We start from the raw sequence: 14588 nt of genomic DNA, 5'->3' as shown, positions 1-14588 counted from the left end.
GCCATCCCGGCGGTTTTTTATTGAGTCAATCAACTTACATCAGCGGCGTCGCCAGCTGCACGATGCTAATCAGCGGCTGCGGCCAGATACCGAGCACTAGCACCAGCAGCGCGGAGATCAGCACCACGATACCGCCGGCGCTGTACTGCCAGTTTGACGGCGCATCGCGATTCAGCTGCTCCGGCGCGCTCAGGTACAGGCTCACTGCCACGCGCAGGTAGTAGTAGAGACCGATCGCCGAGCCGACAACCACCGCGGCAACCAGCCACCACAGATGCGCATGCACACCGACGGCCAGCACGTAGAACTTACCGATAAAGCCGAGGGTCATCGGGATACCGGCCAGGGAGAGCATCATCACCGTCATCACAGCCGACAGGATCGGACGGTGCCAGAACAGGCCGCGGTAGGAGAACAGCGAGTCAGCATCCGGACCGCGGTACGGGCTGGACATCAGGCTGACCACGCCGAACGCGCCGAGGCTGCTGAACAGGTAACCGGCCAGGTAAACGCCCACGGCTTCCATCGACATTTCACCGCTCTGCAGGGCAATCAGCGCCACCAGCAGATAGCCGAGATGGGAGATGGAAGAGTAACCGAGCAGGCGCTTAATGTTGGTCTGGCTCAGGGCCATCAGGTTACCGAAGATGATAGAGGCGAAGGCGATCAGGCCCAGCACCACGCGTACCGCTTCGCTGTTGCCCACCGGCATGTACAGGAACAGACGCATCACTACGCCGAAGATAGCGATCTTGCTGGCGGTCGCCAGGAAGGTGGAGACCGGCGCAGGCGCCCCCTGGTAAACGTCCGGAGTCCACAGGTGGAACGGCACCAGCGACAGTTTAAAGCCAAGACCGACGATCATCAGACCGAGGCCCGCCAGCAGCAGCGGCTCGTGCAGCATGTTGTCCGCCAGGCTTTTGCCCAGCGCGAGGAAGGACAGGTTGCCGGAGTTCGCATACACCAGCGCCATACCGAACAGCAGGAAGGACGAAGCTGCCGCGGAGAGGATGGTGTATTTGATGCTCGCTTCCAGCGAACGCTTCTGGCGGAAGGCGTAACCAACCAGGCCGAACAGCGGCAGCGAAATCAGCTCAATACCGAGGAACAGCGCCGCCAGATGATTCGCACCGGCCAGCAGAATGCCGCCCAGGGCGGCGATCAGCACCAGCAGGTAGAACTCTTCTTTGTTGTCCTTGTAACCCTCAAGCCACGGGTAGGCGAAAGTACAGGTCGCGAGGCTCGCCAGCAGCACCAGACCGGTGTAAAGCATGGCGTAGCCGTCAACGCGGATCAGCGGCGTGACGTCCATCGCCCCGTTCTGGCCGACGAACCAGAGCGAGACCAGCGCGGCGTTAAGTCCAAGAACCGACAGCGTGGCATTGAGAAAATGATTGCGTCGCCACGCAATGGAGAGCATCACAACCACCACCGTCAAGCCGACGATCAGCAGCGGTAGCAGTGCGATCAGTTGTTGTGGAGTTATTGTCATGGCGAATTACGGCCTTGTAGTAGAAACAGAATTAACAAACCACTGCTGAATGTTGCTCATCGCAGCATGCGAGGTGTCGAGGATCGGCTGCGGGAAGAAGCCCAACAGCACCAGCAGCACCACCAGCAGCAGGATGATAGACAGTTCACGCAGGGACATCCCCGGCAACTCTTTCGCCGCCACTTCGCTCTTCGCTTTACCGAAGTAAGCGCGATGTAACATCGACAGCGAGTAAACGGACGCGAATACCAGACCAAAGGTGGAGATGACGGTGATCGTCGGCACCACTTTATAGCTGCCGAACAGGATCATAAATTCGCCGACGAAGTTACCGGTGCCCGGCATCCCCAGAGTGGCGACCGCGAAGAACATCGACATCGCCGGCAGCCATTTAATTTTGCTCCACAGACCGCCCATTTGGCGCATATCGCGGGTATGCAGACGTTCGTACAGCTGGCCGCAGAGAATAAACAGACCCGCCGCGGACAGACCGTGAGCAATCATCTGGATCACCGCTCCCTGATAGGCCAGCTGGCTGCCGGTGTAGATAGCAATCAGCACGAAGCCCATGTGGGACACGGAAGTGTAGGCGATCAGGCGTTTAATATCGGTCTGGGCGAAGGCCATCCACGCGCCGTAGAAGATACCAATCACGCCCAGCCACATGGCGATGGGTGCAAACTCGGCGGAGGCATTCGGGAACAGCGGCAGCGCAAAGCGCAGCAGACCGTAGGCGGCGGTTTTCAGCAGGATCCCCGCGAGGTCGACAGAGCCGGCGGTCGGCGCCTGGGAGTGAGCGTCCGGCAGCCAGCCGTGCAGCGGCACCACCGGCATTTTCACCGCGAAGGCGATGAAGAAGCCGAGCATCAGCAGGTATTCCACGCCGTGAGACATTGGGGTTTTCAGCAGATCTTCATAGTTGAAGGTCCACACGCCGGTGGCGTTGAAGTGGACGAAGGCCAGCGCCAGAATGGCAATCAGCATCACCAGACCGCTCGCCTGGGTATAGATGAAGAACTTGGTGGCCGCTGTGATACGCGTTTTACCGTCCGAGGCTTTGTGGCCCCACAGCGCGATCAGGAAGTACATCGGCACCAACATCATTTCCCAGAAGAAGAAGAACAGGAACATGTCGATGGCGAGGAACACGCCGATAACGCCGCCCAGGATCCACATCAGGTTGAGGTGGAAGAAGCCCTGGTATTTTTCGATTTCACGCCACGAACAGAGCACCGCCAGCACGCCGAGGAGACCGGTCAGCACCACCATCAGCAGCGACAGGCCGTCGATCGCCAGATGGATGCTAATGCCGAAGCGTGGGATCCACGGCAGCACGAATTCCGACTGCCATTGCGGAATACCCGCGGATTGCGTCAGAGAATAGCCGCCCTGCATCCACAGCTGCAGGCCAAGCACCAGCGTCAGTCCCATGGTAATCAGCGCGATCCAGCGCGGCACTTTCACGCCAAAGCGTTCGGTCTGCCAGCACAGGAAGCCGCCGATAAAGGGAATTAATATTAGCCAGGGTAGTAACATGGCGATTTTTATTCCTTGTTAAAGTCCCGTTCAGGACCGATTTTCAACGAATTCGACTACATTCACGTTTGAGTGCGGTTTGTTGTGTCGGGTGGCGCTTCGCTTACCCGACCTACGGTCTCGTAGGCCCGGTAAGCGAAGCGCCACCGGGCAAAACCGCGCGATCAAATCAACGCAATACCATCAGCAGCGCCAGCACCACCACCGCGCCGATGCTCATTGAAGCCACATACCAGCGCAGATAACCGTTCTCGCTCACCAGCAGGCCTTTGCCTGCGAAGCGGGAAAGGATCGCCGGGATATTCATCAACGAGTTCAGCGGATCGCGTTTCAGCAGCCAGGCAATACCGAGGAATGGTTTTACGAACACCTTGTCGTATAACCAGTCGAAGCCCCAGGCATGGAACCACCAGGTACCGAAGAAGCGGCCAGGCGCACTGTTGGCGATGGAGGTCACCAGCGTGCGTTTGCCCAGCCACAGCCATGCAGCGATCAGAATCCCGGCAATGGCGATGATCCCGGAGGCAATCTCCAGCGTCATCACGCTACCGTGGGCGAGCTCAGTGGTCTGCGGCAGTACGCCTTCCAGCGGCGGCACAATCAGCGCGCCAACGAAGGTGGATAGTACCAGCAGCACAATCAGCGGCAGATGATGGGTAATCCCCTTCCCTGCGTGCGCGTGAATTTGCTCTTTACCGTGGAATACGATGAAAATCATCCGGAAGGTGTACAGCGAGGTCATAAAGGCGCCGACCAGGCCTGCCACCATCAGATTGATATGGCCATTGGCCATCGCGCCTGCCAGAATCTCATCCTTACTGAAGAAGCCTGCGGTGATAAGCGGCAGTGCGGACAGCGCCGCGCCCCCCACCAGGAAGCAGACGTATACCAGCGGAATCGATTTGCGCAGGCCGCCCATCTTGAAGATGTTCTGTTCGTGATGGCAGGCCAGAATGACCGAACCAGACGACAGGAACAGCAGCGCTTTAAAGAACGCGTGAGTCATCAGGTGGAAAATCGCCGCGTCCCATGCCTGCACGCCCAGCGCGAGGAACATGTAGCCAATCTGGCTCATGGTAGAGTAGGCGAGAACGCGTTTGATATCGGTCTGCACCAGCGCGGCGAAGCCCGCCAACACCAGGGTGACCGCCCCGACGATACCGACCAGATGCAGCACTTCCGGCGTCATCAAGAACAGGCCGTGGGTACGGGCGATCAGATAGACGCCCGCGGTGACCATGGTCGCGGCGTGGATCAGCGCAGAGACCGGCGTCGGACCCGCCATCGCATCGGCAAGCCACGTTTGCAGCGGCAGCTGGGCGGATTTACCGACCGCGCCGCCAAGCAGCATCAGCGTCGCCCACTGCAGCGTGGTGCTGCCGTTAGCGAAGTGCTGCGGCGCCAGCTCCACCATTTCGCGGAAGTTCAGGGTGCCCAGTTCGTTATAAAGAATGAACAGCGCGAAGGCGAGGAACACGTCGCCGACGCGGGTCACCACAAACGCTTTCATCGCTGCGGCGCCGTTCTTCGGATCGGTGTAGTAGAAACCGATCAGCAGGTAAGAACAGAGGCCCACGCCTTCCCAACCGAGGTACATCAGCAGCAGGTTATCGGCCAGTACCAGAACCACCATGCTGGCGATAAACAGGTTGGTATAGGCGAAGAAGCGGGAATATCCCTCTTCACCGCGCATGTACCAGGAGGCGAACATGTGGATCAGGAAGCCGACGCCGGTAACTACGGAGAGCATGGTCAGCGACAGGCCGTCCAACACCAGGTTGAAGCCGATGTTGAAATCACCGACCGACATCCAGGTCCACAGCGGCACGCTGACCGCCTGTTTGCCGTTAGCGAAAAAGTCGACGCCAACGTACGCGGTGACCAGCGCCGCCAGGCCTACCGAGCCCATGCCAACGGCGGCGGAAAGATTTTCCGACCAGCGCCCGCGGGAGAAGGCCAGCAGCACAAAGCCAATCAATGGCAAAAGAATGGTTAAGGCAAGCATGTTCATCCACGCAACTCACTTACTGAATCGATGTTCAGGTTCTGGCGGCGACGATGGAGCTGCAGCAGCAGCGCCAGGCCGATACTCGCTTCCGCAGCCGCGAGGCTGATGGCGAGGATATACATTATCTGACCATCTGCCTGACCCCAGTAGCTACCCGCCACCACAAAGGCCAGCGCGGCGGCGTTAATCATGATTTCCAGGCTAATCAACATAAACAGCAGATTGCGGCGGATCACCAGCCCCGTCAGACCAAGCACAAACAGGATGGCCGCGAGGATCAGTCCATGTGTTAAGGGGATCATGCGTGTTCCTCCGTTTTTCGTTTGTCGCTGTCGTTCAGACGGTTGCTCAGCACCTCGCCGGCGCGCTCTTCGCGACCAATGTGGAAGGCAACCACCAGGCCCGCCAGCAGCAGCATGGAGGCCAGCTCCACCGCCAGGACGTACGGCCCAAACAGCGCAATGCCCACTTCTTTGGCGTTAATCGCCGCACCGTCGATACCCTGGTCGTTAATGCCCAGGATGGCGTAAACGATAACCACCAGCAGCACCGCGGAGAGGATGGCCGGGCCAATCCAGATCCCCGGCTGCAGCCACTTGCGCTCCTGTTCGATCTCGGTGCCGCCCAGGTTGAGCATCATCACCACGAAGACGAACAGCACCATAATGGCCCCGGCGTAGACGATGATTTCCAGCGCTCCGGCGAAGTACGCGCCCAGCGAGAAGAACACCCCGGCAATCGCCAGCAGCGAAATAATCAGGTACAGCAGCGCATGCACCGGATTGGTGTGGGTGACGACCCGCAAGGTTGCGAGGATGGCTATCAGGCCACAGATATAAAAAGCGAATTCCATTGCCCCTCTCCTTACGGTAACAGGCTCTTGACGTCGATTGGCTTAGCTTCATTTTCCGCTTCGCCCTTATCTTTGCCGTCGATTGCCATACCCGCCATCCGGTAGAAGTTATATTCCGGGTATTTGCCCGGACCGGAAATCAGCAGATCCTCTTTTTCGTACACCAGATCCTGACGCTTGTATTCACCCAGCTCGAAGTCCGGGGTCAACTGGATCGCCGTGGTCGGGCACGCTTCTTCGCACAGGCCGCAGAAGATGCAGCGTGAGAAGTTGATGCGGAAGAACTCCGGATACCAGCGGCCGTCTACCGTCTCTGCTTTCTGCAGCGAGATACAGCCCACCGGGCAAGCTACCGCACACAGGTTACAGGCGACGCAGCGCTCTGCACCGTCCGGATCGCGGGTCAGCACGATGCGACCGCGATAGCGCGGCGGCAGGTAGACCGGCTCTTCCGGATACATCCGGGTTTCACGTTTGGCGAAGGCATGCAGACCAATCATCCAGATACTACGGACCTGGGTGCCGAACCCCACCAATAATTCTTTTAAGGTCATGTTCAATTCACCCCTTATTGCGCCTGCCAGAGAATGACAGCCGCCGTTACCAACAAGTTGACCAGCGTTAACGGCAGGCATACCTTCCAGCCAAAGGACATTACCTGGTCATAGCGCGGACGCGGTAATGATGCGCGGATCAAAATGAACATCATCATGAAGAACGCGGTTTTCAGCGCGAACCAGATGAAAGGAGGTAACCACGGGCCATTCCAGCCGCCGAAGAACAGCGTGACGATCAGCGCTGAAACGGTGACGATACCGATGTATTCCCCGACGAAGAACAGACCGAATTTCATGCCGGAATATTCAATGTGGTAACCATCGGCCAGTTCCTGCTCCGCTTCCGGCTGGTCGAACGGGTGACGGTGACACACCGCCACGCCGGCGATGGCGAAAGTCACGAAGCCGAAGAACTGCGGGATAACGTTCCACAGATGCGCCTGGTTGTTAACGATATCGGTCATATTGAATGACCCCGCCTGCGCCACCACGCCCATCAGGGAGAGACCGAGAAACACTTCGTAGCTCAGGGTCTGCGCGGAAGCACGCATCGCCCCCAGCAGCGAGTATTTGTTATTGCTCGACCAACCGGCGAACAGCACCGCGTAGACCGCCAGGCCTGCCATCATCAGGAAGAAGAGGATGCCGATGTTCAGGTCGGCCACCACCCACGTCGGGCTAACCGGCACGATAGCGAAGGCCAGCAGCAGCGAGGTAAAGGCGATAACCGGCGCCAGAGTAAAGATCACGCGATCGGAGAAGCGCGGGATCCAGTCCTCTTTAAAGAACATCTTGATCATGTCGGCGACCAGCTGCAGCGAACCGCCCCAGCCGACGCGGTTAGGTCCGTAGCGGTTCTGGAACAAGCCGAGCAGACGACGCTCGCCGAAGCTCATGAACGCGCCGCAGGTGACAACCACCAGCAGAATGACCACGGCCTTCAGGATGCTTAACAGAATGTCGATAAGATCCGGCGTTAACCAGCTCATGCTTTCGCCTCCTGCAGTGAATCAATACGCGATCCGGTCAGCACCGGCGCAATGCCCGGCATGCCCATCGGTAAGCCAACCTGTCCCGCGGTCAGGCCTTCAGAGATAACCAGCGGCAGACGCAGGGTCTGGCCTTCCACGCTAAAGGAGAGCATTGCCCCTGGGTTGACGCCAAGCTTCGCGGCATCCGCCGGGTTCAGCTTGATGTACGGCTCAGGCATCCGGCTCTGGAACACCGGCGCGCGCTGAGACAGCTCATCGCTGCCGAACAGATGGTAGTACGGCGCAATTCGCCATTTGCCCTCTTCCGCCTGGAAGCTGGCCGGCACCGCCGTGAAGTACTCCAGTCCGCTGGCGGACGCTTCAAACAGACGAACGCCCGGATCGCCGTGGCGCAGTTTCCCGCCCACTTCATCCTGGAACTTGTTCCATGCCTGCGGGGAGTTCCAGCCCGGCGCCCAGGCGAACGGGATCTGCGAACGCGGGGCGGACGGCTGGTTGTTCCCTTCCATGGAGAAGGCGAACATCGTGTCTTTATCCTGCGGCTGACGCGGCTCGTGCACGCTGATGTTAGCGCGCATCGCCGTGCGGCCGCTGTAGCGGTGCGGTTCACGCGCCAGCTTCTGGCCGCGAATGCGGAAGGTCGCATCCGGCGCGGCGTCTTTAATGCCCGCCAGCTGCGGCAGCGCCGCAATCGCCGCATCAATGACGTGGTCCAGCTGAGTCCAGTCAACCTGACGGTTGTTGACGGTGCTGTGCAGCGAATGCAGCCAGCGCCAGCTTTCCAGCATTACGGTTTTCGCGTCGTAGTAAGCCGGATCGTAAACCTGGAAGAAACGTTGGGCGCGGCCTTCGTTGTTCACCACGGTACCGTCGCTTTCCGCAAAGCTTGCCGCGGAGAGCACCAGGTGCGCTTTGTCCATAATCGCGGTGCGCTGATGATCCACCACCATCACCAGCGGCGCTTTCGCCAGCGCAGCGTCAACGCGCGCGGCGGAAGCATGACGGTGAAGGTCGTTTTCCAGCACGATAACCGCGTCTGCGGCGCCGCTTTCCAGTTCGTCCAGCGCCTCTTCAAGCGAGCCGCCGCCGATCATGCCCAGTCCGACGCTGTTAACCGCCCGGGCGACCATGGTCACCCCGACATCGGCGCCGCGGCCTTTCAGAGCTTTCGCCACGTTAGCGGCGGCCTGGATGATCTCCATGCTGCCGGCGTTGGTCCCGGAGATGATCAGCGGTTTTTTCGCCCCGGCCAGCGCCTGAACGATAACGTCGACTTTACCCTGCAGGTCCTGGCTCAGGCCGTCAACCGCCGGCGCGCTGTCGTCCAGCGCATGGGCAATAGCAAAGCCGAGACGCGCCTGATCTTCTACCGGCGCGCGGTAGGTCCACGCCGCGATGTCATCCAGGCGGGTGTCATCGACGTTGGTGACGAATAGCGGGTGCTTGGCGCGCTGGCCGATGTTGAGGATCGCGGCGATCTGCCAGTCGGCCACTTTCTGCGCCGCCGCCATTTCGCGTGCTTTCCCTTTCACTGCCTGGCGTACCGCCAGGGCCACGCGCGCGCCGGTCTGGGTAATGTCTTCGCCCAGCACCAGTACCGTATCGTAGGATTCGATATCGCGCAGGCTTGGCGTGTGGATCCCGCCCTCGCGCAGCACTTTCAGCATCATCTGCAGGCGCGCTTGTTCGCCTTTGGCGATGCCGGTATAGAAGTTGTCGGCGCCCACCAGCTCGCGCAGCGCGAAGTTGCTTTCAATGCTGGCGCGCGGGGAACCGATGCCGATCACTTTCTTCGACTGGCGCAGGATATCCGCCGCCCCCTGCATCGCCTGCTCGGCGTTAAGGGTGATCAGATCGTCGCCGCGGCGCTGCACCGGCTGACGCGGACGGTCTTTCAGGTTCACGTAGCCATAGCCGAAACGACCGCGGTCGCAGAGGAAGTAGCGGTTCACGGTACCGTTATAGCGGTTTTCGATACGACGCAACTCGCCATAGCGTTCGCCCGGGCTGATGTTACAGCCGATGGAACACTGCTGGCAGATGCTCGGCGCAAACTGCATGTCCCACTTACGGTTATAGCGCTCGGAGTGGGTTTTGTCGGTGAAAACGCCGGTCGGGCAGACTTCCACCAGGTTGCCGGAGAACTCGCTCTCCAGGGTGCCATCTTCCGGGCGGCCGAAGTAGACGTTGTCGTGCGCGCCATAGACGCCCAGATCGGTGCCGTCGGCATAATCTTTGTAGTAGCGCACGCAGCGGTAGCAGGCGATGCAGCGGTTCATTTCGTGCGAAATAAACGGCCCCAGATCCTGATTGCGGTGGGTACGCTTGGTGAAACGATAGCGGCGGAAGCTATGACCGGTCATCACCGTCATATCCTGCAGGTGGCAGTTGCCGCCCTCTTCGCAGACCGGGCAGTCGTGCGGGTGGTTAGTCATCAACCACTCCACCACGCTTTCGCGGAACTGCTTCGCTTCGCTGTCGTCGATAGAAATAAAGGTGCCGTCGGATGCCGGAGTCATACAGGACATCACCAGGCGACCACGCGTGTCTTCCGCGTTCTGATATTGCTTCACCGCACACTGGCGGCAAGCACCGACGCTCCCTAGCGCCGGGTGCCAGCAAAAGTAGGGAATATCAAGACCAAGAGAGAGACAAGCCTCTAGCAGGTTGTCCGCCCCGTTGACCTCGTATTCTTTGCCGTCTACATGAATCGTAGCCATTTGCGTGCTTCCAAAAATAAAAAACCTTTAGATTACCAGCGCGTCTTAAGCAGGTTCGGCTGAATCCCGTTGATTGCATGGGTATTGCTGAACTGCTGCTTAATGCCAGCCTCGAATTCTTCGCGGAAATATTTAATCGCGCTCTGTAGCGGCTCGACCGCGCCCGGCGCGTGCGCGCAGAAGGTTTTACCCGGGCCCAGGAATCGACACAGTTGCTCAAGGGTTTCGATATCGCCAGGCTGGCCTTCGCCGCGCTCCAGGGCGCGCAGGATCTTCACGCTCCACGGCAGACCATCGCGGCACGGCGTACACCAGCCGCAGGACTCGCGGGCAAAGAACTCTTCAAGGTTGCGCACCAGCGAGACCATGTTGATCTCGTGGTCAACGGCCATCGCCAGCGAGGTGCCCAGACGGCTGCCCGCTTTACCAATGCTTTCGAATTCCATCGGCAGATCGAGGTGCGCTTCGGTGAGGAAGTCGGTCCCTGCTCCACCCGGTTGCCAGGCTTTAAACTTCAGGCCATCGCGCATACCGCCGGCGTAATCTTCGAGGATCTCGCGGGCAGTGGTGCCGAACGGCAGCTCCCAGACGCCCGGATTCTTCACCCGGCCGGAGAAGCCCATCAGCTTGGTGCCAGCATCTTTGCTGGTGGAAATGTTCTGGTACCACTCGACGCCGTTGGCGAGGATCGCTGGCACGTTGCACAGGGTTTCTACGTTGTTGACGCAGGTCGGCTTGCCCCAGACGCCGGAGCTCGCCGGGAACGGCGGCTTGGATCGCGGGTTGGCGCGGCGGCCTTCCAGAGAGTTGATCAGCGCCGTCTCTTCGCCGCAGATATAGCGCCCTGCCCCGGTGTGCACGAACAGCTCGAAGTCAAACCCGGTGCCGAGGATGTTTTTCCCCAACAGACCCGCTTCGGTGGCTTCAGCAATCGCGCGACGCAGATGCTGGGCTGCTTCAATATATTCCCCGCGCAGGAAGATGTAGCCGCGGTACGCTTTCAGCGCAAACGCGGAGATCAGCATGCCTTCCACCAGCAGGTGCGGCAGCTGCTCCATCAGCAGGCGGTCTTTATAGGTGCCCGGCTCCATTTCATCGGCGTTACACAGCAGGTAACGGATGTTCATGGATTCGTCTTTCGGCATCAGGCTCCACTTCAGACCAGTGGAGAAGCCCGCGCCGCCGCGCCCTTTCAGGCCAGCGTCTTTTACCGCCGTGACAATCTCATCCGGGGCCATCCCGGTCAGGGCTTTACGCGCCCCTTCATAGCCATTTTTACTGCGATACTCGTCCAGCCACACCGGCTGCTTGTCGTCGCGCAGGCGCCAGGTGAGCGGATGCGTTTCCGCAGTACGAATTACAGTTTTCATTTGTACTGCTCCAGCAGGTCAGGAATTGCCTCCGGCGTCAGATGGCTGTGAGTATCCTCATCAATCATCATGGTCGGTCCCTTGTCGCAGTTACCCAGGCAGCAGGTCGGCAGCAGGGTAAAGCGGCCATCAAAGGTGGTCTGCCCCGGCTTGATATTCAGTTTCTTCTCAATGGCGGCCTGAATACCCTGATAGCCGGTGATGTGGCATACCACGCTGTCGCAGTAGCGGATCACGTGACGGCCAACCGGCTGGCGGAAAATCTGGCTGTAGAACGTCGCCACGCCTTCCACGTCGCTGGCCGGGATCCCCAGCACATCGGCGATAGCGTAGATCGCGCCATCCGGCACCCAGCCGCGCTGTTTCTGAACGATTTTCAGCGCTTCGATGGACGCCGCACGCGGGTCTTCGTAGTGGTGCTTCTCGTGCTCAATAGCCTCACGCTCTGCCGCACTCAGCTCAAAAGCCTCGGTTTGTGGTTGTTGATTCTCGTGCATAATTAGCGGTCCACGTCTGACATAACAAAATCGATACTACCCAGATAGACGATCAGGTCGGATACCAGGCTGCCGCGGATCGCCGACGGGATCTGCTGCAGGTGCGCAAAGCTCGGCGTACGCACGCGGGTACGGTAGCTCATGGTGCTGCCGTCGCTGGTCAGGTAGTAACTGTTGATCCCTTTGGTCGCCTCAATCATCTGGAAAGATTCGTTGGCCGGCATCACCGGGCCCCACGATACCTGCAGGAAGTGGGTGATCAGGGTTTCGATATGCTGCAGCGTGCGCTCTTTCGGCGGCGGCGTGGTCAGCGGGTGATCCGCTTTGAACGGGCCTTCCGGCATGTTATCGAGGCACTGTTGAAGAATGCGCAGACTCTGGCGCAGCTCTTCTACTTTCAGCATCACGCGGGTGTAGCAGTCTGAGACGCCCCCCCCGGTCGGGACTTCGAAGTCGAAGTTTTCATAGCCAGAGTAAGGACGCCATTTACGCACGTCGAAGTCGATACCGGTGGCGCGCAGGCCTGCGCCGGTGGTGCCCCACTCCAGCGCCTCTTTGGCGGTATAGGCTGCCACGCCGACGGAACGGCCTTTCAGAATGGTGTTGCGCAGGGCGGCCTTCTCATAGGAGTCCAGACGCTTCGGCATCCACTCGAGGAACTCACGCAGCAGGCGATCCCAGCCACGCGGCAGATCGTGCGCGACGCCGCCGATGCGGAACCACGCCGGGTGCATACGGAACCCGGTAATCGCTTCCACCAGATCGTAAATTTTCTGCCGATCGGTAAAGGCGAAGAAGACCGGCGTCATCGCGCCGACGTCCTGAATAAAGGTCGAGATATACAGCAGGTGGCTGTTGATGCGGAACAGCTCGGAGAGCATCACGCGGATCACGTTCACGCGATCCGGTACGGTGATCCCAGCCAGTTTTTCCACCGCCAGCACGTACGGCATCTCGTTGACGCAGCCGCCGAGATATTCAATACGGTCGGTATACGGGATGTAGCTGTGCCAGGACTGACGCTCGCCCATCTTCTCGGCGCCGCGGTGGTGATAACCGATATCCGGTACGCAGTCGACGATCTCTTCGCCGTCCAGTTGCAGAATAATGCGGAACGCACCATGCGCCGATGGGTGGTTCGGACCGAGGTTGAGGAACATGAAGTCCTCGTTGTCGGTGCCGCGCTTCATGCCCCACTCTTCCGGTTTAAAGGTCAGCGCCTCCATCTCCAGATCCTGTTTGGCTTTGGTCAGCTCAAACGGGTCGAACTCGGTGGCACGCGCCGGATAATCTTTACGCAGCGGGTGACCTTCCCAGGTCGGCGGCATCATGATGCGACGCAGGTTCGGGTGACCATCGAAGGTAATGCCAAACATTTCCCAGGTTTCACGCTCATACCAGTTGGCGTTGGGGAACAGTTTGGTGAAGGTCGGCAGATGCAGATCGTTTTCCGACAGCGCCACCTTGAGCATGATGTCGCGGTTGCGATCGATGGAGATCAGGTGATAGAAAACGGAAAAATCCGCGGCGGGCAGGCCATCGCGGTGCGTGCGCAGACGTTCGTCCATGCCGTGCAGGTCAAACAGCATCACGTAAGGCTTCGGCAATTTCTTCAGGAAATCACCCACCTCCAGCAGCTGTTCACGCTTCACCCATACCACCGGTACGCCGGTACGGGTTGGCTGAATGGTAAAGGCATCCGGCCCAAAGCGGTTGCGCAGTTCGCCAATCACCGGGTCATCAAGGTGATCGCGGGTTTGCCAGGCTGGTGCGGCGTCATGCGCGGTTAAATCGGTCATATTGTTCACCATTGCAAAAGGTCCGTGGTGACTGCCGGCGAGACTTCGCGCTGTTGTAGATTGATTTGCGAAGTGGTTCTCCCGCCCGCAGGCGCAAATTAAATCTCGTCCGGCGTCCGCAGATTGGTCACTGCAATACGTTCGCCGCGTTTACGCTCGCGTTCCGACTGCATATTGGCGCGATAAACGCCCTGATCGCCAACCACCCATGAGAGCGGACGACGTTCTTTACCAATGGACTCCTGCAGCAGCATCAGCGCCTGCATATAGGCCTCCGGACGCGGCGGGCAGCCCGGGATGTACACATCGACCGGAATGAATTTATCCACGCCCTGGACGACGGAATAGATGTCGTACATCCCGCCTGAGTTGGCGCAGGCGCCCATGGAGATCACCCACTTCGGCTCCAGCATCTGATCGTAGAGACGCTGAATAACCGGCGCCATTTTGGTAAAGCAGGTTCCCGCGACCACCATCAGGTCCGCCTGACGCGGAGAGGCGCGCAGAACTTCTGCCCCAAAACGCGCAACGTCATGCACCGCAGTGAATGACGTCACCATTTCCACATAACAGCAAGAAAGGCCGAAGTTGTACGGCCAAATTGAGTTCTTACGGCCCCAGTTCACCATGTCATGCAGCGCGTGTTCGAGTTTCCCCATATACACGCTTTTATTGACTTCCTGCTCCAGAGGATCGGTAACGATCTCCTGTTTCTGCAGGGGGTAACGGTCGTTCTCACCGTTAGGATCTATGCGGGTGAGCGT

At 59.3% G+C, this 14588-nt stretch carries 12 protein-coding genes; all 12 read right to left on the bottom strand.

Going from position 1 to position 14588, the window contains the following annotated elements; genetic code table 11:
* Window positions 1–34: 34 nt before the first annotated feature.
* Window positions 35–1492 carry an NADH-quinone oxidoreductase subunit NuoN gene (nuoN, locus tag HMPREF1024_RS25015; RefSeq protein ID WP_004151107.1) on the bottom strand — a complete coding sequence of 486 codons (1458 nt, stop codon included), beginning with the start codon at window positions 1490–1492 and terminating at the stop codon, window positions 35–37.
* A 6-nt stretch (window positions 1493–1498) separates the two neighbouring features.
* Window positions 1499–3028, bottom strand: a complete 1530-nt coding sequence (nuoM, locus tag HMPREF1024_RS25020) for an NADH-quinone oxidoreductase subunit M (RefSeq protein WP_002913146.1) — start codon at window positions 3026–3028, stop codon at window positions 1499–1501.
* Between the two features lie 169 nt (window positions 3029–3197).
* Window positions 3198–5039, bottom strand: a complete 1842-nt coding sequence (gene nuoL / locus HMPREF1024_RS25025; protein WP_004151106.1) for an NADH-quinone oxidoreductase subunit L — start codon at window positions 5037–5039, stop codon at window positions 3198–3200.
* Window positions 5036–5338, bottom strand: coding sequence for an NADH-quinone oxidoreductase subunit NuoK (gene nuoK / locus HMPREF1024_RS25030; protein WP_002913148.1), 303 nt, complete (start codon window positions 5336–5338; stop codon window positions 5036–5038). The genes nuoL and nuoK overlap by 4 nt, the downstream gene beginning before the upstream one ends.
* The gene (gene nuoJ / locus HMPREF1024_RS25035; protein WP_002913150.1) at window positions 5335–5889 is read right to left on the bottom strand and encodes an NADH-quinone oxidoreductase subunit J; all 555 of its coding nucleotides are present in this window, start codon (window positions 5887–5889) and stop codon (window positions 5335–5337) included. Before nuoJ ends, nuoK begins: the two co-directional genes overlap by 4 nt.
* Window positions 5890–5900: 11 nt before the next feature.
* Window positions 5901–6443 carry an NADH-quinone oxidoreductase subunit NuoI gene (nuoI, locus tag HMPREF1024_RS25040; RefSeq protein ID WP_002913152.1) on the bottom strand — a complete coding sequence of 181 codons (543 nt, stop codon included), beginning with the start codon at window positions 6441–6443 and terminating at the stop codon, window positions 5901–5903.
* Between the two features lie 14 nt (window positions 6444–6457).
* On the bottom strand, window positions 6458–7435 hold the full coding sequence (nuoH, locus tag HMPREF1024_RS25045; protein WP_002913156.1) for an NADH-quinone oxidoreductase subunit NuoH: 978 nt from the start codon (window positions 7433–7435) through the stop codon (window positions 6458–6460).
* A complete protein-coding gene (gene nuoG, locus HMPREF1024_RS25050; RefSeq protein WP_009307382.1) occupies window positions 7432–10158 on the bottom strand; it encodes an NADH-quinone oxidoreductase subunit NuoG in 2727 nt (908 codons plus the stop codon). Before nuoG ends, nuoH begins: the two co-directional genes overlap by 4 nt.
* A gap of 32 nt (window positions 10159–10190) precedes the next feature.
* On the bottom strand, window positions 10191–11528 hold the full coding sequence (gene nuoF / locus HMPREF1024_RS25055) for an NADH-quinone oxidoreductase subunit NuoF (RefSeq protein ID WP_002913158.1): 1338 nt from the start codon (window positions 11526–11528) through the stop codon (window positions 10191–10193).
* The gene (gene nuoE / locus HMPREF1024_RS25060) at window positions 11525–12025 is read right to left on the bottom strand and encodes an NADH-quinone oxidoreductase subunit NuoE (RefSeq protein WP_002913160.1); all 501 of its coding nucleotides are present in this window, start codon (window positions 12023–12025) and stop codon (window positions 11525–11527) included. The genes nuoF and nuoE overlap by 4 nt, the downstream gene beginning before the upstream one ends.
* A gap of 2 nt (window positions 12026–12027) precedes the next feature.
* Complete coding sequence (nuoC, locus tag HMPREF1024_RS25065) at window positions 12028–13836, bottom strand: NADH-quinone oxidoreductase subunit C/D (protein ID WP_009307381.1); 1809 nt, start codon at window positions 13834–13836, stop codon at window positions 12028–12030.
* An 86-nt stretch (window positions 13837–13922) separates the two neighbouring features.
* Window positions 13923–14588: NADH-quinone oxidoreductase subunit B family protein (locus HMPREF1024_RS25070; RefSeq protein ID WP_009307380.1), on the bottom strand; the 666-nt coding region annotated here is incomplete at its 5' end.

The organism is Klebsiella sp. 4_1_44FAA (assembly GCF_000238715.1).
GTDB classification, from domain to species: Bacteria; Pseudomonadota; Gammaproteobacteria; order Enterobacterales; family Enterobacteriaceae; genus Klebsiella; species Klebsiella pneumoniae.
The sequence above is the reverse complement of the archived record's forward strand: the minus strand, read 5'-3'. Positions and strand labels throughout refer to the sequence as shown.

Coding starts and splice junctions, on each gene's coding strand:
- nuoN (WP_004151107.1), bottom strand. CDS start 1,492: ATGACAATAACTCCACAACAACTGATCGCACTGCTACCGCTGCTGATC.
- nuoM (WP_002913146.1), bottom strand. CDS start 3,028: ATGTTACTACCCTGGCTAATATTAATTCCCTTTATCGGCGGCTTCCTG.
- nuoL (WP_004151106.1), bottom strand. CDS start 5,039: ATGAACATGCTTGCCTTAACCATTCTTTTGCCATTGATTGGCTTTGTG.
- nuoK (WP_002913148.1), bottom strand. CDS start 5,338: ATGATCCCCTTAACACATGGACTGATCCTCGCGGCCATCCTGTTTGTG.
- nuoJ (WP_002913150.1), bottom strand. CDS start 5,889: ATGGAATTCGCTTTTTATATCTGTGGCCTGATAGCCATCCTCGCAACC.
- nuoI (WP_002913152.1), bottom strand. CDS start 6,443: ATGACCTTAAAAGAATTATTGGTGGGGTTCGGCACCCAGGTCCGTAGT.
- nuoH (WP_002913156.1), bottom strand. CDS start 7,435: ATGAGCTGGTTAACGCCGGATCTTATCGACATTCTGTTAAGCATCCTG.
- nuoG (WP_009307382.1), bottom strand. CDS start 10,158: ATGGCTACGATTCATGTAGACGGCAAAGAATACGAGGTCAACGGGGCG.
- nuoF (WP_002913158.1), bottom strand. CDS start 11,528: ATGAAAACTGTAATTCGTACTGCGGAAACGCATCCGCTCACCTGGCGC.
- nuoE (WP_002913160.1), bottom strand. CDS start 12,025: ATGCACGAGAATCAACAACCACAAACCGAGGCTTTTGAGCTGAGTGCG.
- nuoC (WP_009307381.1), bottom strand. CDS start 13,836: ATGGTGAACAATATGACCGATTTAACCGCGCATGACGCCGCACCAGCC.